Origin of the sequence: Bacillus sp. FSL R10-2201 (genome assembly GCF_038008665.1) — a bacterium.
Lineage (GTDB): Bacteria > Bacillota > Bacilli > Bacillales > Bacillaceae_G > Bacillus_A > Bacillus_A mycoides.
Genome location: NZ_JBBOZP010000001.1, coordinates 2,483,136 through 2,504,469, shown reverse-complemented (window position 1 = coordinate 2,504,469; position 21,334 = coordinate 2,483,136). Strand labels below are relative to the sequence as shown.

Here is a 21,334-nt window from a genome sequence, read left to right as displayed (position 1 = left end):
CCATTACGAGGTAAACTCAATCTAAATCCACATCAAATTAAGTGGCGTGCAAAAAAGGTGGATTTTGTGATTTTTATAAATAAAATTAATGGATATATTCAAAACCTTAATCATAAATGGAACAAATGTGTTACTTAGATTGTCTATTACGTATAAAAAAGGTGCTTTTGGTAGTTCTCTCATTTTGTAATGCAAGAAACACAAGATGAGTGCTATCCTGTGCATTTGTTAATTGTATAGGTATGTAAAATACCTATACAAAATCCATATATTCTTGAAAGAGGTTGAAAATGTATGATAGTTTCAAAGAAGTTTTTTCACATCGCACATTATAAAAAGATGCTCCCTGTAGTATTACTTTCATGTGCAACGCTTATAGGCTGTTCCAATAGTAATATTCAATCCGCACCACCGAAACAAACCAAACAAGAAAATACAAGTAATCATTCTTTTGTAAAGCTGGAAAAAGAATATGATGCTAAACTTGGTATTTATGCATTAGACACAGGTACGAATCAAACCGTTACTTATCGTTCAGATGAACGGTTTGCATACGCATCTACCCACAAAGCCCTTGCTGTGGGAGCACTGTTACAAAAGAAATCAATAGAAGATTTAGATCAAAGAATTAAGTATACTAGCAAAGATCTTGTGAATTACAATCCAATTACTGAAAAATATGTAGATACAGGTATGACTCTGAAAGAGCTTGCGGATGCTTCCATTCGATATAGCGATAATACTGCACAAAATCTTATTCTTAAACAATTAGGTGGGCCAAGTGAATTCAAAAAATCACTGAGAGAAATAGGAGATACTGTTACAAATCCTGAACGTTTTGAACCAGAATTAAACGAAGTGCAGCCAGGAGACACTCGTGATACTAGTACCCCAAAGGCATTAGCTACTAGTCTTCAAGCATACGCGCTAGGCGATATACTTTCAGTTGAGAAACGGAACTTTTTAATAGATTTGATGAAAAGAAATACTACGGGGGACAACTTAATTCGTGCTGGAGTTCCAGGAGAATGGGAAGTAGCCGATAAGACCGGCTCTGGGTCTTATGGAACAAGGAATGATATTGCAATCATTTGGCCACCAAATAAAAAGCCAATTATTCTTGCGATACTTTCTAATCATGCGAAAGAAGATGCGAAATACGATGATAAACTTATTGCAAATGCAACTAAAATAGTGTTAGACGCTTTAAAAGTAACGAATAAATAATTACTCCAAAGAATGACTTAGTTAAAATTCATATTTCATTTGAAGACCGTTGATATTGAAAGAGTACAAAAAAGAACCTGTAGAATATACTACAAGTTCTTTTTCAAAAATTGTTAAAAAGGGAATAACAAACTATCTTAACATTCAATACAGGGAGACCATTTTGATTATGGCTTGGTTATATTGTATATCAAATATAAATATTTGAAGAAATTGATTTCGAAAATTATGTGAATTAAAAAACTAGGGTGTTTATATTAAATTTCGTTTACTACCAACTTCTTCTTACTTAAATAGACTGCACGATCTGATTTTTTAGCAACTTCCTGTGAGTGCGTCACAACAATAATACATTTATTTTCTTTATGTGCAAGTTCTTGAAATAGTTCTATTATATCCATTGCCGTTTCTTCGTCGAGGTTTCCTGTCGGCTCATCCGCAATCAGTAAATCAACATTACAAGATAACGCTCGAGCGATTGCTACACGCTGCTGTTGCCCGCCACTTAGTTGCAGAACATTTCGTTTCGCTTCTACTTCTGTAAGTCCTACTTTCTCTAATAATTCTAATGCCCTTGCCGTTTTATTTTGCACTTTAACACCTGTAATTTCCATTGCTGTTAAGACATTTTGAAGAGCACTCATATAGGTAATCAAATTATAAGATTGGAAAATTACCGATACATTTTGATTACGGTACCGATCCAAACCAATTTTTCGAATATCCTTTCCATTAAATAGTACATAACCATTTTTAGGTATATCTAGCCCACAACCTAAGCTAAGCATAGTGGTTTTACCAGATCCGGATGGTCCTAGAATCGTGTAAAAATGTCCTTTTTGAAAAGAAAAGTTAACATTTTCTAGTATCGCTACTTTTTTTCCGTTACTTTCATAATAATAATCTAAGTTTTTAAATTGTAAAATCGTCTCCATATCGAGCCTCCTTATTCATCTTTTAAAAGAATTTGTTTTGGATTCAGGCGTAGAATAGATAATGCTGGAAGAAGCGTTGCTAATATAGCAATAGCTAGTCCAATCCCCCCCATTTTCCCTACATCTTCGCCTGTTACACTTACATTAATTTTATCAATTGGATCCTCTTTTTGATTTTGTACAGTTCCACCAGGTCCAGCTACCATTACAGTTCCATTTTGTGAGGTGTTTGTTTCTTCTCCTGCTGTAGCAATTTCACTCGAAAGTAAATTATTCCCTATGAATTGAGAAATTTTTGCTCCTGTTGTTATGGATAATCCAAATGCTAAAATAGCGATACATACTACTTCTACTACGAACTGCGCCATCAGTTTCCACTTTTTCTCTCCAATGGACAATAGAATCCCCATTTCCTTACGACGTGCTTTAATCGATAACATAATGATTAACCCTAAAATAATCGCACCTGCAATTGATACAATATAAATAATCATTTGAGAAGTTGATGAGATATTTTCGATAGGCCCAATCATTTGTTTGTACAACGAATCATGTGCATCTAATTTATAATAATTAAAATCAATATCAGATTTTTTTGCTTCTTCTTTAAATGCTTCAATGTTTTGTGGATCTTTCAAGAAATACACGACTTGAATGCTACTTATACCTTGATCTATTTCTAATTTTTTCATAGTTGAATGCGGCATATATAGTTTATTAGCTGGATCCATTATAGGAGGAGCTTGTTGCCCCATTGCTTGCTCATTCGTTTCGTAAATACCGATAATTTCAACCTCCAGGGTTTCCTTCTTATCCCCTGATTGCACTTTAACTTTGTCTCCTACTTTCAAGTTGTTTAATTCCGCTAATCGTTTTTCCATTAAAGCTACATTCTGATCTTTCATCTGTTCTGTAATTGGTTTCCCATCAATGATTTTACTTTTTCCATTCTTAAAGCTTTCTTGTAATGCAGTTTTGCGAACTCCCTCAATCATAAAAGAAGAATTCATATCTATTTCTGTACCGGAGCCTGAACCGCCTCGTACAGCCGCCATTCCCGCCTTACCTTTTCCTTCTTCTTCTCCTTCTGAAGCTCCTACTAGTTTAAGTCCGTCAGAAATTCCGAGAGTGCTAGTTATGTAATTATAGTCTTTTACATACTTTGACTTCGCTAATTGATCTGCTTCTTTTGTATTAAGGTTCGGTGGATTAGGCATCTCTCCAGTTTCCCTAGCTTGTTGACCTAATTTGTCAAAATCAAGACTTAAAGTAACATCTGCACCGAGTTTTTTTCTTGCTTCATCAGCAGCTTTTTTTGATGCATTTTGGATTGTGAATCCTGCCAACACCAAATTTGTAACAATTAGGAAAACCGCCATCAAAATTAATGATGTTCCTACTCTTTTTTTCATACTGAGAATTGCTCGTTTCATAAAGTTCATTTTTTCTTACCTCCTTGATAACTTGTATTCTATATAGGTTATCTAGAGTCTATATGGAGCTAATCGGTAGTTTATCTAGAGATATAAGGAGTTTATGTGTAGTTATTCATTGACCTGGTCAAGAAAGATCGGAACACATATTCAAAAACGTAATCGTTTTTGAATATTGGCAAGGAAGTTATGGCTTTAGATAGCATTGAATGAGAGCATACAAATCCATGCTTATTACGTAATTTCTATACAACAAATAAAAACCACCCTATTTGAATGGTTCTATGTGTGCTTGTTAAATATGAAAATTCATTAAAGAATATGGAGGTTTTTTGAAGTTGGTCGGATTTTCTAATAATAATATTGTGTTAAAAAGCCTAAATTATAATTTTATAAGTTAGGCTTTTATGCTATCTATAAGAAAAAGTTATAGAGACTCATAATATTTTATAATTTAACCTATTGTATTTAAACAAGTAAAATAAAAGTAACAAGTGCATACATTAAGGAGGTTTTTTGATAGTGACAGAAACTATAACATTTAGGATTGCAACGGCAGATGATTTAGATGAAATTGTAAAAATGCTTGCTGATGATGTTTTAGGAAATAAAAGAGAGCGCTATGAAACACCACTCCCTGATAGTTATATAAGAGCATTTCATGCTATTGATTGTGATCCAAATAACGAGTTGATTGTAGCGTGTGATGGGACGGAGATTGTCGGTATTCAACAAATTACATTTACGCCTTACATTGTACGTCAAGGGGGTTGGAGAGCTACAATTGAGGGTGTACGGACAGCCTCATCAAAACGTGGTAAAGGTATAGGAAGTAAACTTATTAAATGGGCTATTCAACGTGCTAAATTACGGGGATGTCATTTAGTACAGTTAACAACAGATAAAGAACGACAAGAAGCTTTACACTTTTATAAGAAATTAGGTTTTAAAGATTCTCATGAAGGATTAAAACTCTTTCTCTAATGAATATAGCTATTTATATACCAAAAAGACGTATATTGTAAGGTTAATTAACTATAGGCTTCGAAAATTATGGTAACTATCACTGTATTAAATATACAAATTGACACATTGTCTTTCATATAAATTACGTCACTTCAAAAGGTGTACCTTTTGATACGAAAATAAGCAAGTTAATGTTCTCTTTTATGAATGAGAATATTAACTTGCTTTTTAGGTTTTTGTAAAAGATATTTATAGTTTTATTTTATTGATAGCTTTATAATATAATATACAAATTCTCCACCTGTTTTATAATTCAAGCATCTACTATTAGGAAAAGAGAATATTTTACAATTAATTCACAGCATAAATTTTGTCCATCTTTTAGACGATATGTATTTTGGAGGAGGTTAATTTGATTTTTTCAAAACTCATTGATCGATACGCCTTGTATGATTTGCACAAAAAAAGAAGTGTAAAGTTTCAGTATACTTCTCTTTCTAACACCTCACTATATATAAAGGACATAGAATTTTTTTATAAAGTAAAACCATCTCATATTCATTTTAACATTAAGCATTTAAAACAAGAAAAGGAATACATGGTTGGACAATTCAAATATAAAAGCTCGGTTCAATCTGGTGATTCACGCAACGATTCTGTCACTGGAGAATTATTTTTACATAAAAATGAAAATGCACCTCATGTCATCTTTGTTCACGGTTGGAGAATGGATTCTAACGAACGTGTAAAAAAAATATTCCACGACCATATGACCAACTTGAAGTGGAATATGTATTATTTCACTTTACCATATCATTTTGACAGAAAACCGAACCAATCCCTATACAGTGGAGAGTACATGGTAAGTGCCAATGTTGAACGAACTGTAGAAGCAACTAGACAAGCGGTAGCTGATTTACGAACTTTGATCAAATGGATAAAAGAAAATAAAAATGGTCCCTTGATTTTAATAGGAATCAGTTTAGGTGGAGTTATTACTAACTTAACATCTCTTGTTGAACCAGAAATTGATGTGTTAGCATCCATTTTCTACGCGAATCGACTCTCATATTCAATTTGGAAGACAAATCCAGGTAAATTTATTAGAGAAGATTTGGAACATCATGGTGTTACGTATGATGATTTAATAGCTTATTGGAAAATCACTGAACCGAGTCAAGCGTTACCAAAAGTAAAAAAAGAAAATATTTTATTAATTTCAGGTAAGCACGATCTATATGTGCACTCTGAGGATACGGACTATTTGTGGGAATCCTGGGAAAGACCTACGCGATATATTTATACATGCGGACATGCCGGGATTGTTCTTAAACGTAAAAAAATTGCAACTGATACTATCAATTTTATTCAGAATCGATTGAACTCCTCACACTTCCCCAAAGACATACCTTAAAGTGAGGGATTACTAAGTATAGAATCTTATACTTGTAATCTTTCATTTTATACCAAGTTCATTTCATATGGAAAAGGGTTACTCATCATTTTCACCAGGGGCTTATTTTTATAAAAAGAAATTATTGTTGTTTACCCTTTATATGCAATATTACATATAAAAATCTTTAATTGTTCTGTTATAATTTTAAGAGTAAATTATTCATCCATTAATTTACACCATCCATATCTACAGTTATGGAAACCCTAATTACATATAAAAAAGAGAAGAACTTTGGTGAGTTCTTCTCTTTTTTATATTTTTTTAAGATTACTATCCAAAGTAATTATTGCAATTACTTTAAGCTGGCTTTTGAATTATAAATTCTGATTTTCATACTTCTTCATGAGTCTAGATAAGAAAAAAGAATCTACTCCTTTTCTAGCCAAATAAAAGGAATTTTTTTAAACAGTTATTTTAATTTGTACTGTTTTCCTATATTAATGCCTGCCCATGAGTATTTCCCTGAATTATATATTAAGGAATGAAAATGGATTAATTCTTTCCGAGTATGAATTCGAATAGGTATCACTTGCAATATGTCATTAAAATAAAAAGGATTATCACTTGGTTTAATTAGAAGACTAAGTGTACATAAATACAACGACATGAAAACACTTTGCTCCTAAATCCACTACTTGTATTATTGGTTGCGTGAAACTCCTTCTTGAGAAAGGCTTTAATTTCCGAATATTCTGTTGACTGTTATCGCATATCCAATTTACAATTTAATTGTGATATTTTTTCACAATTAAACTACTTAGAATACACTTCATTTATTCGAAAACAATTACAAATAGAGGTGCTAAAATGAAAACAAGAGTAAATCCAGAGTTATTACAAGGGTTAGAGATGTTTCCAAATCTCGATTTACACCCGGAAAACTTGCAATCAATCAGAGAAGGAATAGCTCAAATGAGACCACCTACCGTTGTTGATGAATCCCTTTCGTTAACAGATGAAGTCATTGTTGGACCTGATGATAATCCGTTACCATTAAGAATTTATCGTCCAAAATCAAATAATGAACCTTTACCTGTCTTATTATGGATACATGGTGGTGGTTATATCTTAGGGTCTATAGATGATAACGATGATACTTGTATGAGGTTTGCAAAAGAAGCTGGCTGTGTGGTCGTGTCTGTAGACTACCGCTTAGCACCTGAACACCCTTACCCAGCACCAATTGAGGATTGTTATTCAGCTTTAAAATGGATTGCTGATAATGCGAAGTCATTAAACATTGATTCGAATCGAATTGGGGTTGCAGGAGTAAGCGCTGGAGGTGGACTAACAGCAGCATTATCATTATTAGCCCGAGATCGAAAATATCCTTCAATTTGTTTACAGATGCCACTCTATCCAATGATTGATGACCGAAATAATACACCTTCAGCGAATGAAATTAAAGAAGGATTTGTTTGGAATCAAAAGGCAAATGAAGCTGGTTGGAAAATGTATTTAGGAGAAATGTATGGAACAGATCAAATCCCTGTCTATGCAGCGCCTTCTCGAGCAGAGGATTATAGTAATTTACCATATACTTACACATTTGTTGGTCAATTAGATCCATTCCGCAGTGAAACATTAACCTATGTAAGCAAACTAGCGCAAGCTGGTGTTGATGTCGAGTTTCATTTATATCCAAATGCCTATCACTGGTTTGAAGGGTTAAATCCAAATGCCGATGTATCTATTTACGCTGTAAACGAAATGGTACAAGCAGTAAAGACTGGTTTCAAAAGAGTCTCTAAGGTTGAGGCTTAATCCCTTTACAAGAAAAACACTCGTAAATAGTATAATAGCCGATTCTCATTTAGAATCGGCTATTAATATGTAAAATTCACCTAATATATCAAGGCTGAGAAACAGATATAAGATGTTTAGGCGATGTGTTTATTTCCTCTGCCAACGCCTTAATGCTCATCATGATTTGAAGTATTTCTTCTAATGTTGTCCTCGGGTTGATAGAGCAAAGTCGAATTACTACTTTTTCTTTTAATTTAGTCGTACTTAGCATAGCAAATCCTCTTTGATTAATTTCTTCCACCAGTTTTTTGTTTATTTCATGAATTGTTTCTGTAGACGTTCGCTTACAAGGAATATAACGAAAAGTAACAATTCCTAATTGGGCAGGTGTTACTACTTCCCAATCTTTTTCTTTCCTTAAAAACTCTTCAACTTGTTCAGCCAACATAATGCCATGATCTATTGCCTCACGAAAAGCTGTGACTCCAAATGCTTTAAAAGAAAGCCATACCTTTAATGCCCTAAATCTACGAGAAAGTTCAATTCCACGCTCCCCAAAATTCACTTTTTCTTCTATATTAGTTTCCGTATCCTTAATATACTCTGGGATCATACGGAACGTTTTACTTAAATATTGGCTATTGCGAATGAGTACACAACCAACATCATAAGGCTGAAAAAGCCATTTATGCGGGTCTAACGTCAAAGAATCAGCACGATGAATTCCTCTTAACACCTCCCTTCCTTTTTCACTGAGAATTGCTGCAGCCCCATAAGCACCATCCGCGTGTAGCCATACATCTTCATCACCACATAGATCAGCCAATTCATCGAGGGAGTCCACCGCTCCGCAATTCGTTGTCCCTGCATTAGCAATAACACAAAATGGTTTTTTCCCTTTTAATCGATCTTCTTTTATTTGCTTTCTTAAAGTACTAACTGAAATTCTTAAATCTTCATCTGTTTCAATTCGGCAAATTTGATGATGTTTAAAACCTAATACTTTAAGTGCTCGATCTACAGAAAAATGAGTTTGGTTAGAAAAATACACAACCGCATTTTCTATTTCATTATTCAGCTTGACCTGTCTCGCTACAGTAAGTGCAGTCAAATTAGCCATGGAACCGCCACTGACAAATAGCCCTTCAGCTGAATCAGGGAATCCTAGCATTGATTTTAACCAGTTGATTGTCGTTAATTCAATTTGTTCAGCACCTGCACCTACTATCCAAGCTGTAGGAAATACATTAAACCCACTTGCTAAAAAATCTGCTATTACACCAACATAATTATTAGGACCTGGCACAAAAGCCATAAAATGAGGATGATCCACATGAGTAATTTGATTAAACACATTGTTATTAAGAAAATGAAGTAACTCTTTTGGATTGGATCCGTTTTCTGGAATCGTTTCAATTAGCTTGTCTCTAAAAATATTACTATCAATCGTTTCCGAAACTGGTTTACTTTTTAAATGATTCATATGATCAACAATCAAGTCCACCGCTTGATATCCTAACTGACGCATCTCTTCGGCTGATAACTGCAAGTTTTTTGTCATTTGGTTTACTCCTATTCTATTTAAAAAGGCGAGTTCTTGCTCGCCTTTTCATTTTTTATAATTTGTAATCACCGATTGCCTGTATTGGATTTTGAAGAATCATGTTGATTAACTGATGGATGTGATTCAATATTTCCTGTATTTTCTCCGCTTCATATACGGTTTGATCATATCCAAACTTTATTGTAAGTTTCTCTTCAGGGAAGCACATAATTCCATACTTTACATGAGGCTCATCAACAACTTCGTAATCTGTGATGGCAAAATTTCTGTTTTCATTTGAAGAAAAGATAGCTGAGTTAGTCGGATAGTTTTCAAAAACCCAAAGATGGTCAGTCAACTCAGTTTTTAATTCACTTTGTTTTTGTATATCAACAAATGAATAGTATGCATACTCATTACATTTCAATGTTTCTAGTTGTACTTTTTGCAGGAAGTCCACAAAAGATTGCGTTTCTGTCCATGCTAGTCGGATAGGCAAAATATTTGTGAACAGACCGAACATATTTTCAATCCCTTCTACTTCGGGAGGTCTGACTGATACTAGATTAGGTAATACTACTTCTCTCATTCCGTTGTATTTGCCAAGCAATATTCCCCATACAGCTAGTAATGCCGAATTCATAGTTATATTGTTTTTAGTTACAAATATCTGTAACTGATTAGTCAAATCCTTATCTAATGTTAAATCCATAAATGTGAAATTTAACCCTTCACTTTGAGTTGGTACTTTCTTTTTAGGAATACTAATTTTCCGATTGTATCCTGATAAATAATCCCGCCAAAAATGACGTGCTTTCTCATGATCTCGTGCTACAGTCCAATCTATGAATGTCTCAAAGGGTTTCACTATAGGTAACTCTGCCGTAGTTCCCGCATTTATTGTTTCATAGAGCTGGAATAATTCGTCTATCAAAATGCTGACGCTCCAACCATCACATAATAGATGATGGGAACTCCAAACCACCTTATGCTCGTTATTTTCTAGTTGGAATATACAAAGACGGGTCATGAGTTCATCATTTTTGAATCCTTGACTTAAATTTTCATTCATCCACTGGTCTAGGAATTCTTGCTGTTCTTGTTTCGTCATCTCAATCAAGTTTTTTATCTCTGAAATCATTTGAACATCATGTAGAACAGCTTGCCAAGGTTGTGCTTGTTCATCTTGCACAATTATCGTTCTTAAAGAATCATGACGATCAACTAATTGTTGGAAACACTGAATAAAGAGATTAATATCCAGCTCCCCCTCAAGTGCCCAAATTGTTTGTTCGAAATATGCATTTGTATCAGGTTCAGTCGCAGCATGTTCATAAATAACTTCCTGGAAAGGTGCCAATGGGTAAATACGTTCTATTTTTATTTCTGGCATTTTTTCTTGTATTTTGATAAGTGTATGTTGATTAAGTTGTTTATCTTTAACATTTAGTACTGTAACTTTATTATCGTTCATTTTGTTTACATCACTTGTTTGCGAATTTGGAAGATGATCAAGCTTTTTAACAAATTGAACCATGTCTCCTAATATAGGAAATGAAAATAAATTTTTTGGCTCCAGCTCAAATCCTTGTCTATACAGTCTGACGGAAACTTGAATCGCTTTTATCGAATCTCCACCTAAGGCAAAGAAATGATCATTTACTCCAATCCGATTTACTTTGAGTACTTCTTGCCAAACACTAGTTAATATTTTTTCCATTTCCGTTTTTGGAGCAATAAATACTTCATTTGTTTGTTTCTCCGGAGTAGGGAGCGCTTTTCTATCTAATTTCCCGTTTGGAGTCAAGGGCAATTGTTCCAAATAAACAAAATAAGAAGGAATCATGTAACCTGGCAAGTGATCTCGCAAATGCTTTCGAAGTTCTGTTGTGCTAATATTTTTCTCAGTTACCACATATGCGACTAAAAATTTTATACCATACTCATCTGTCTGATCAATCACTACTGCATGTTCGACTTGTTTGTAAGTGAGAAGACAATGGGCGATTTCTTCTAACTCTACTCGATATCCTTGAATTTTGACTTGATAATCTTGGCGGCCTAAAAATTCAATATATCCCTCAGGATGCATTTTTCCACAGTCTCCTGTCTTGTAAATAAGACCAAAATCAGGATGTGATACAAATGCTTCATTTGTTTTCTGTTCATCATTTAAATATCCTTTAGCAAGGCCCACTCCCCCGATATATAAATCTCCAATTACACCAACAGGGCACATTTTCTTTTCATAGTTCAACACATAATACGTTTGGTTTGCCAAAGGAATCCCGTATGGAATACTTTTCCAATGCGATTCCACCTGTTTGACCGGATAATAAATTGACCAAATCGATGCTTCTGTTGCTCCTCCGAGTGAAACTACTTCCGCAATCGGAAAATGTCGTTTTATTTTTTCTGGTAAAGAAAGTGGAATCCAATCTCCACTATGTAAAACTAAACGCAAGGAAGAATGTTCAAAATGAGAACCTACTTGATCTAATGCCAAATCCATAATTGCAGGTACTGTATTCCAAATTGTAATTCCTCTACGTTCGACAGTGCGGATTAATTCTTGCATGTCTCTTGGGTCACGAATCATTACCAACATTGCACCTGTGCTTAACGTTCCGAAAATATCGTATACAGATAAGTCAAAACACATAGAAGAAATACCAATAATACGATCATCTTCATTTACCTGATATTTTTGATTAATATCTTGAATGGTATTTGCAACCGCTTGGTGAGTAATAATTACTCCTTTCGGTTTTCCTGTACTTCCTGAAGTGTAGATAATATAGGCAAGATCTTCCGGACCAGCAATAGCAGGTATATCTTCTGTTTTGTATAATGACAAGCGGTTTTCTGCATAAAGACTAGGTTCTAATAAAAGTTTGCATGAGCTATTTTCTAAAATATATGTTTGGCGATCTGAAGGATGGTCGGGATCAATCGGAACATAAGCGGCACCTGCTTTTAAAATACCTATCATATTAACAATTGTGTCAACTCGTCTTTGTGCTAAAAGACCAACCTTGTCACCTAGACCAATTCCTTGTTCTTTTAAAAAGTGCGCAACTTGATTGGAGCGCTTATGAAGCTCCGAGTATGTTAAGTAGTCTTGTTCAAAAACTACTGCTACTTCATCCGGTGTACGTTTTACTTGGTCTGTAAATAATTGATTTAAAGTAGTCGACGGTATTTTTTCTGTTGTCTCATTGTATTGCTCAATTAAAGCATGGTCTAACTCTTTCATCTGCAAAGATGTTACGTCACTTTGTTTCACTAATTGTTCCAATAAGTCAACAAATTGGTGAAACATCGCTTCTATCACATCAACATCAAACAATTCTTCAACATAGTTCCAGCTAATTAATAACTCTCCATTTTTTTCAATTACCACATTATCCAAATGCACTTGTGGAGTCCGAGCATGAATATGGCGAAGTGAACCAAGTTGTTCCCAAGCAAAAGCCCCCGCACCTGCTAGCATCGAGGTGAAAACAATTGGCATAACTGCTTTTGGCGTCATTTGATGATATCGAGTAAAATCTCGAATGAAATTAACTCCATCGTAATGGCGATGTTCGAGACCATCTAATAAAGTAGATTGCGTTTCTTTTACTCTAGTAAAGAAAGATTGATCTGGATTCACATCAACATCCAACAAGATGAGTGAAGTGAAATCTCCCACAATTTGCTCTACTTCTTCATGAACAGGATAACGGTTAAATACAGTCAAATTAATTGCCAATCGACGTTGATTACTCCAATATGCCAATACATCACTATATATTGTACAAAGCAGAGCCGAAGGAGTTACTTCTTTCTCTTGTGCTAACTTTCGTAGCTTTGTCCATATTTCATTGTCCAGGATCTTATTAAGTGATTGGAACTTAGGAGTAGCAATCTCTGCCGGATCCTTTTTTAACAGCAAAGAAGGCGCAAACGGAAAGTCAGGAAGCTTACTTGTCCAATAATCTTTTGCTGTTTTATATTCTGTACTTTGTTCCAGTTCATCATAGATAAACATGTAATCTTGAAAATCAAAAGATAGAGGTTCTAACCTTTGCTCTGGTTTATAATAATAATGAAACAAATCCTGTCCAACGATGTTCATGCTTGCTCCGTCCATTAATAAAGCATCGTATCGAAAACATAATAAATACGTGTCTTCTTTTAAAAGAAAGGCTTTTAATTCAAACAAAGGCCATTGCCCTAAAGGAAATACATGATTAGTCATTCGAGAACGTTCTTCTTGTAAGCGAGCATTTTGATTCCTATCATCTAAATCTATGAGACTTACTATTTCAATCTCGTAATCAGGAACGCTTTGTAATATTTGCTGTTCTCCCTCTGGTAAAATTACAGCTCGTAACATCGGATGACGTTGAATTACCTTTTGAAAACTTTTTGAAAGACGATTGATATTCAATTCTGTTTCATATTCAAAATAAGTTTGAGGTGAAATACCACTTAATTCAAACTGTGAATTCCGTCCTAACATGTACGCTGTCTGAACCTCTGTTAAGGGAAATGGCTTAGACAAATCTTTAACATGGGTTGGTCTATTTTCAAAGTTTTCCGTTTTATGCTCTAACTTTACACAAGTACTAAGTTGAGCAATCGTGGGATGCTTAAAAAAATCTGTTGTACTTATTTTTAAGCAGTCTTTTCTTAATAGATTAATTACCTGAAGTGCTTTAATCGATTCTCCTTTTAAAGCAAAAAAATTATCATGAATACCGATTCCCTCAATCTCCATAACTTTTTCCCATGCATGCACCAATTTTTGTTCAATTTCATTGCGCGGGGCAACGTATGGAATTGATACATAATCTGTTTGTGTTATATCTAATAACCTTTTCCTATCTACTTTCCCATTTGGATTCAACGGAATCTCTTCCACCTGAATCATCTTTTCAGGAATCATAAACTCAGGTAATTTATAACTTAAATATTTTCTGATTTCATCAAAAGAGACCTTATTATCCGATACATAGTACGCAGCTAATAATTTCCTATTTCCATATACTTGATCAACAACGATAGCTTGGTTTATTTCTGGATATTCCCTTAACTGGCTTTCGATCTCTCTTAATTCAATCCGATATCCCCGAATTTTTACTTGATGATCCATTCGACCTAGATATTCAAGTTCTCCATTAGGCAACCAACGAACGAGATCACCCGTATGATACATCATTTCTCCTGCCGTAAAGGGACTCGGTACAAACTTTTCATCTGTCAGTTTAGATTTCCCAAGATACCCTCGTGCTACCGCCACGCCACCAATGCAGAGTTCACCCGGAATTCCAAATGGTTTTAATTGACCATACTTATTCAATATATAGGAATGATAATTCGGGTTGGGACTTCCAATCGTAACTTCTTTGGCAGAGCTCAAATCCTTTACTGTTGCACAAATGGTTGTTTCTGTAGGACCATAAATATTTAAAATTGTCGCTTCACTGATGCATCGAATTTTTTCAACCAAATCAATGGAAAATGCTTCTCCTGCTAACAAAATAGATTTTAAATCTTTTAGAAAATTTGCCCCTTCTGGATCACTCAAAATCACTTCCATTCGCGATGGCGTTGATTCCCATAAATCCACCTTATGTTCTTTGACCAAATAAGCTAATTCTTTTGTTGCGAACTGATCCTCTGTAGCAATAACTACTTTCGAACCTTGTGTTAAAGGCAGACATATTTCTAACAAGGAGATATCAAAAGATACACTAGCAAGAAACAAGAATGACTGATTATCTTTTACTTTTTCTCTCATTACACTTAAAAAATGGACAAGAGATTTCTGTTCTACCATTACCCCTTTTGGATTCCCTGTCGATCCCGATGTGTAAATAACATAAGCTAAATCATTAGGATAACTTTCTCGAACTAAATTACTTTCCTCACCTTGGAAGAGATATTCCTCATCAAGATACAGCACTTCACCCGCAAATTGCGGCAATTCTACTTCTGTTCGCTTGCTCAGTAAACATTTCGCTTGACTATCTTGTAACATATATTCAATTCGTTCATTTGGATAGTTAGGATCGATTGGTAAATACGCTGCTCCTGCTTTTAAAATCCCCACCATGCCAATGATCATTTCCAATGACCGATCTACCATAACCCCAATAATACTTTCTTTGGAAACACCTTTACTTTGAAGAATAGAGGCCAATTGATTTGCTTTCTTATTCAATTCTCTATATGTCAAAGATTGATCATTACAAACAACAGCAATTTGATCTGGGGTTTTTAACACTTGTTCCTCAAACAAATTTTGAAATGATTGAGACAATTCTATGTCCGCCTGACCTTGATTCAATTCTTCTAGCAACTCTTTCTCTTCTTCTGAAATGATACAAATATCTTTCACAGCCAAATTCGAATTTGTTGACACTTGCTTTAAAACATAAAGATATGAATTTGCAAACTGTTGCAAAGAAGAGAATGAATGAGACTTGAAAGAAATTTGAATTTCAAATTCATTATGTATTTCATTCCATTTTCTTTGTATCCAGATGGCTAAATTATTCTCTGCATATTCTTCTATCAAATTTTTATTATGTAATCCTTCCATCCCAATAACAATTTGAAAAGGAGTTAAATGGTGTTTCGCTAATAATTCAGAGAGTGGATAACTCTGATTGTCATACCCGAATAAAGTCGTTTGTTCAATCTGATTTACTACTTGTTTAAAGCTGTGATGCGGATAGATTTCACTTCCTAAAGGAATCAACTTATTAAGATTCTCGCTTTGTTCAATATTCTTTTCAATTACAGGAATACCAATAGTAATCCTTTCTTGATCTGTATAGTGTGCCAAACAAATCCTTAACGCGGCCTGTAACCAGCTAAATAATAATAAATCTTGAGACTTAATTACTTTTTGTATACTTTTACTAAACTCTACATTCATTATGACTTGAACGTGCTCGCAAGGATTTTCTTTATTTAGTTGGTAACCGCTATTAAATACAGAAAAATCGAGAACCTCGGAAGATAACTGCTCTTTCCAAAACGCCTCTACCCCTTTATTTTCATGAATCGAACTTCGATCTTTAATGTGCATTTTTATCTTTATCCCCCTAATATTCATTTCATCTATTCGTTAATTTTCAAGCCAACTTCAAGCCCATGGAGAAATACTTGATGGTTATCCAAACATAAAAATTGCTGAATCTCTTCAAATTTCATATGACCAACTGAACAAACGCCTAAATTCAATGTCTCAGCCACCATATTTAAGGTAGCAGTGATAATACCAGACTCAATACAAGCAAATAAATATCCATCTGAACCGTATTTCGGGATGGAAGCGTTCGCATTATAAACCAAATAAACTGAAAAGGCAGACTGAGTAAATAAATCTTGGTTAATTAACTCATGATCACTTTTGATTACTTGATCAATATTATTTACAATCACAAGACAGTTTTTTGCTGGGTTATAATAATAAAACCCAGCTTTCATACCTTCTATACGTTTTGGTTTTATATAAATAAAGATATCAATAGGGTAGAGTCCGCCTGCACTTGCGTAATGATAGTATATATGTTCTTTCCTAACCTGTTTTAGAGTTGATATGAATTGGGAAAATTCTAAAAAACTAATATGTTTTTTCATATCAAATTGGCGACAAGACCTACGTTCCTTGATTATAGTGGGTAACTCATTTGTTGTTTCAAGTTGAATTTCGGTTGACCGCACAGCATGGTGTGTTCGATTCAATTGTTCACTCATATACTTATCTAAATCTTCTTTAGAAAAGCGAATCTGGTTGCTATATGGATTCGGAAAAATCTTTTCTTGTGTGGAAAATACTTCTCTTGGGTGTAATATGTTACTTACTAACACACGATTTTTTATCATAAGCTCTACTGTTTTTTGTGTCTCTTCTACATTTCCTAACGAAAAGTGCTCTACTAGTTCACTAATTTTCACACCTTTTTGAGTAAAAAAATAAAACTCAGGAAACCACTCAGACAAAACGCCTGTAAATCTTGTTTCTCCTATCAAAATTTCATTATGCAACTTCTCCCAATGCTTAATAGGAGACCAGTAATAAATTTGCTCGCTCATATAACCCTCCATAAACGTTTTACTTATTTTTAAAATACAATTTTCTAATCTACAAAAATAGTCCTTAGATTCTGCCCTTTGTTTCATAGTGATTATAAATACATGTACTTCAACGTAACTTGAGAATAATGAAATAACTTTTTCTTCATTGAAATTTTTTATTTCGTCATAAAAAATGATTTTTTATTAGACATTTTACATCCTTTCCCATAGTAATCCTATAAGGTATAAACCATTTGGAACATTGAGAATTTCCATGTATTTTCAATGTGAAATTATTGTAATGGATTGGAAAGCAGATGGAAATAGTTATTAAACAAAATAATATTGAGAAAGTTTTATTTGTTATAGCGATAAAATTTTCTAATGAGATTTATTACAAATAGATTAAGAAAAGAATTTGAAATTTTTCTTTAGAAGTTAGTGTAAAAATGCACATACTATTACATACAAGTGAGTTACTAACATATCGTATTTAAAATAGAGAAAAGACACCTAAAATGGTGTCTTTTCTCTATTTTAATTCCATATACTTTTACGCCTTTGTTATTTTTCGAACGATTTGTAGGAATTAATATAACTCGAACATCTAGCTCGTTAGATGTTCGAATGTATATTAAAAATTATATAAATTAAGAATGTATTTCAGATAATTTTATAAATAAATACAAAGATACCTCCTCCCCTACTGTTACAATAGCAATAATCTCTTGTCTATTTCCGTTATTAAATTGTAATATAATTACAGTATGTGAAATTATACTACATTAACTTTAAAAGCGAAGTGAAAACAACCTTCACTTCGCTTTTTTCATTTGTAATCCCTATTCAATTTGCTCAATTCAGTATATACTTTCACATTATTTGCTTTTATTTAATCGGTTTCTCTGTTTTTAAAACTAGTGAACTTAATGCAGGAACTTTAATTTTATTGTCATGGACAACGTAAAGTGTTTTACTTCCCGCCTGATTCTCGTTTACTAGCACTTTCCATGGACCTTTCGATGGAAGTGTTATGTCAACGGCTTCCCTATTTGCATTGTGAGCCACCATAAAGTATTCGCTTTTATTCCCACTTCCCTTTCCATCTATTGTATAAGCTACAACATTTTTGGGAACATCGATAAAAGCTACATACTTTTTAATTTGCTCTGCAGAAGTCATACGAAAAGCTGGGTATTTTTTTCGTAAATCTATTAAGCCCTTCATATACTCTACTTCATTATTAAATGCTGCACGGCGTAACCAATCCATCTGGTTAATAGAATCAGGAGATTTGTAACTATTATGATCACCATATTTTGTGCGCATAAACTCTTGTCCTGCATGTAAGAATGGAATACCTTGTGATGTTAATAAAATAGAAGAAGATAATTTATGCATTTGTTTTCGCATTTCTTCACTGTCACCTGAATTAGTCAACTCAAGTTTATCCCATAAAGTATGATTGTCATGTGCTTCCACATAAGTTAGCACCTGCTCCGGATCTTGATAAGTAGACGAATTTGTATCATAGTCAATACCGGCTGTAATGCCTTTTTTAATACGGTCTTCCATGTTTTGCTTTCCATTTACAAAACCATTTTCTTTCTCCTCAAATACACTACCTTTCAATCCATCACGAATATTATCGTTAAAATGAGCAATCCCTTTCATTTTCTCCGCATTTTTTTGATTTGCTTTCAATTCAGCTGCAAGAGGTGTATTTAAATCCCAGCCTTCTCCATGCAGAATAATAGAAGGATCAATTTGATTAACAGCTTTACGTATCTCATTCATCGTTTCATAATCATGAATACCCATTAAATCAAAACGGAACCCATCTAAATTGTATTCTTTTGCCCAGTATGTGACGGAATCTACCATAAATTTTCTCATCATCTTTCGTTCTGAAGCGGTATCATTCCCTACTCCAGTTCCATTTGCTAATGTTCCGTCTTCATTGTAACGATAATAGTAACCTGGAACTAACTTATGAAAATTTGATTCAGCGGCATTATACATATGGTTATATACTACGTCCATCACAACACGAAGATTATTATCATGCAATGTTTGAATCATTTGCTTTAATTCAGTTATTCGAACAGTTGGCTCAAAAGGATTTGTAGAATAGGAGCCCTCTGGGACGTTGAAATTTTTCGGGTCATATCCCCAGTTATATTGTGGTTCATTTAAATTCTCTTCATTTACTGAAGCATAATCAAATATCGGTAAAAACTGAACGTGAGTAACACCAAGATCTTTCATATGATCAAGTCCTGTTTTTACACCTTCAGGCCCTTTTGTTCCTTTTTCTGTTACACCTAAATATTTTCCTTTTTGCTTAATACCACTTTCAGGTTGGATGGAAAGATCGCGTACATGCAATTCATAAATAATAGCATCTTCCGGATTTTTAAATTTCGGTTTTTTGTTTGCTTTCCATTTTTTCGGATTTGTTTCTTCTAAATCAACAACTGCACCTTTATCTCCATTTACAGAAGCAGCACGCACATACGGATCAACCGCTTCAGTCCACTTATCCCCAATTTTCACCTTATACGTATAAAAGAGACCTTTTTGGTTCCCTTTAAGCTCTGCTTTCCAAGTTCCCTTTTCACCTTGTTTCATGTTTATTTCAGTACCTATTTTATCGCTCCATTTTTTATATGTAACTAACTTCGCTTCACTCGCAGTAGGAGCCCATAAACGGAACTTTGTATGTTGCGGAGTATATATATTCCCTAAATCATTACCACCATAATAAAATAAATTATCAAATTCCTCGCTACGAATGACTTTACCGATTTCAGTATTCGCATCAGCTAAGTTTGCTATTTTAACTTTGTATGTTTGTTTTAAATCAATTTTCTGTTCCGTAATTATTTTAACCTTATTAGTAATATCTCCACTATTTTTATCATAAGGACTAATTCCCTTAATTTTAACGCCTTCAATTTCAATTTTCTGTTCCTTACTATTAAACGGAACATTAGTCGTTACAGTAATTTCATTAAAACTATCAATAGTAGCTTTTTGAATTGAGAGATCCGAAGAAGGCTTAGAATCATATACTTTTTCATCACCCGAAAGGATCCATACTTCAGCACGACCATCCCTTATATTTTCAACCCAGTGATCACCTCCATCTTTTTCCCATTCATTGGTACGAACTATAAACCCTACACGATTATAGTCACCATCTATTTTTATCTTAGCGTATTTTCCAAATTCATCTTCACCAGTAAATTCATAAGATTTACCGTTTGCATTTTCTCCCCATACCCAAAGATTCCAGTCTTTTGTATTTCCAGATTTCTCTTTGTAATGAATGATAACTTCAGTTGTTTTCGAATTTGAAACTGCCTTCACACTCTGAAAAGAGAAAACAGATGATAACATAACGATTATGGTAAGTAATAAAAACGATTTGTTAATTAATTTTTTTGTAATTTGCACCCCATACACCCTTTCTTTAAATATTACGAACAATTTATTATGCTCATACTACGAAACACGGTTTAAATTAATCTAGGAATCTCTTTTACTTCACCTCCATATTGGCTATTTTTACGTATGTATTTCAATGATCTTTTATACGAAAATCAAATATAAGATGGAAACAACCCTTACGAAAACGTTTGCATTAAAACTCAAAAAAATAGATTTGTTTATTCCTTATTATATTTGTAAATACTAAAAGATCAGGGAAATCATTTTAAAGCAATCGTTTGTTATCGCTTTCATTTTATAGCACTTACTATTAAAAGGTCAATATATTATTAATTTTCTGTTTTTTCATCCTTGAAATCTTATATATTTGTCGTAACTTATTGAAGATAGATGCCTGATTATTGCTTAGTAATTTTATTTTCACTAATACATTGCTACGTAAAAAATCAGCTAATATCCTTAAAATGACATTAGCTGATTTTCATAATGTATTAATATA

General features: G+C 33.7%; 10 protein-coding genes. 4 read left to right on the top strand and 6 right to left on the bottom strand.

Going from position 1 to position 21,334, the window contains the following annotated elements; translation table 11 throughout:
* Positions 1-294 precede the first annotated feature (294 nt).
* Positions 295-1,227, top strand: a complete 933-nt coding sequence (bla, locus tag NSQ69_RS12835) for a class A beta-lactamase (protein WP_002127574.1) — start codon at positions 295-297, stop codon at positions 1,225-1,227.
* A 257-nt stretch (positions 1,228-1,484) separates the two neighbouring features.
* Here the strand turns inward: bla and NSQ69_RS12830 are convergent, their stop codons facing one another.
* Entirely contained in the window at positions 1,485-2,162 is a 678-nt protein-coding gene (locus NSQ69_RS12830) for an ABC transporter ATP-binding protein (RefSeq protein WP_199662818.1), read from the bottom strand.
* A gap of 11 nt (positions 2,163-2,173) precedes the next feature.
* Positions 2,174-3,604, bottom strand: coding sequence for an ABC transporter permease (locus tag NSQ69_RS12825; protein ID WP_341099324.1), 1,431 nt, complete (start codon positions 3,602-3,604; stop codon positions 2,174-2,176).
* A gap of 513 nt (positions 3,605-4,117) precedes the next feature.
* Here NSQ69_RS12825 and NSQ69_RS12820 point away from each other — a divergent pair.
* From NSQ69_RS12820 to NSQ69_RS12810, 3 genes are all read left to right on the top strand, one after another.
* Positions 4,118-4,579 (top strand): GNAT family N-acetyltransferase, encoded by a 462-nt coding sequence (locus tag NSQ69_RS12820; protein WP_002032325.1) that lies wholly within the window; start codon positions 4,118-4,120, stop codon positions 4,577-4,579.
* Positions 4,580-4,973: 394 nt separating this feature from the next.
* Positions 4,974-5,975, top strand: coding sequence for an alpha/beta hydrolase (locus NSQ69_RS12815; RefSeq protein WP_016120263.1), 1,002 nt, complete (start codon positions 4,974-4,976; stop codon positions 5,973-5,975).
* Positions 5,976-6,824: 849 nt separating this feature from the next.
* Positions 6,825-7,781, top strand: a complete 957-nt coding sequence (locus NSQ69_RS12810) for an alpha/beta hydrolase (protein WP_137077329.1) — start codon at positions 6,825-6,827, stop codon at positions 7,779-7,781.
* Between the two features lie 88 nt (positions 7,782-7,869).
* On the opposite strand, the gene NSQ69_RS12805 is transcribed toward NSQ69_RS12810, so the two are convergent.
* The 4 genes from NSQ69_RS12805 to pulA all read right to left on the bottom strand — a co-directional run bounded on the left by NSQ69_RS12805 (position 7,870) and on the right by pulA (position 20,841).
* The gene (locus tag NSQ69_RS12805; protein WP_341099322.1) at positions 7,870-9,324 is read right to left on the bottom strand and encodes a pyridoxal phosphate-dependent decarboxylase family protein; all 1,455 of its coding nucleotides are present in this window, start codon (positions 9,322-9,324) and stop codon (positions 7,870-7,872) included.
* Positions 9,325-9,379: 55 nt separating this feature from the next.
* A complete protein-coding gene (locus NSQ69_RS12800) occupies positions 9,380-16,390 on the bottom strand; it encodes an amino acid adenylation domain-containing protein (RefSeq protein ID WP_341099320.1) in 7,011 nt (2,336 codons plus the stop codon).
* A 32-nt stretch (positions 16,391-16,422) separates the two neighbouring features.
* The gene (locus NSQ69_RS12795) at positions 16,423-17,400 is read right to left on the bottom strand and encodes a SagB/ThcOx family dehydrogenase (protein WP_016101928.1); all 978 of its coding nucleotides are present in this window, start codon (positions 17,398-17,400) and stop codon (positions 16,423-16,425) included.
* 870 nt (positions 17,401-18,270) lie between these two features.
* A complete protein-coding gene (pulA, locus tag NSQ69_RS12790; protein WP_078422385.1) occupies positions 18,271-20,841 on the bottom strand; it encodes a type I pullulanase in 2,571 nt (856 codons plus the stop codon).
* Positions 20,842-21,334: the final 493 nt, after the last annotated feature.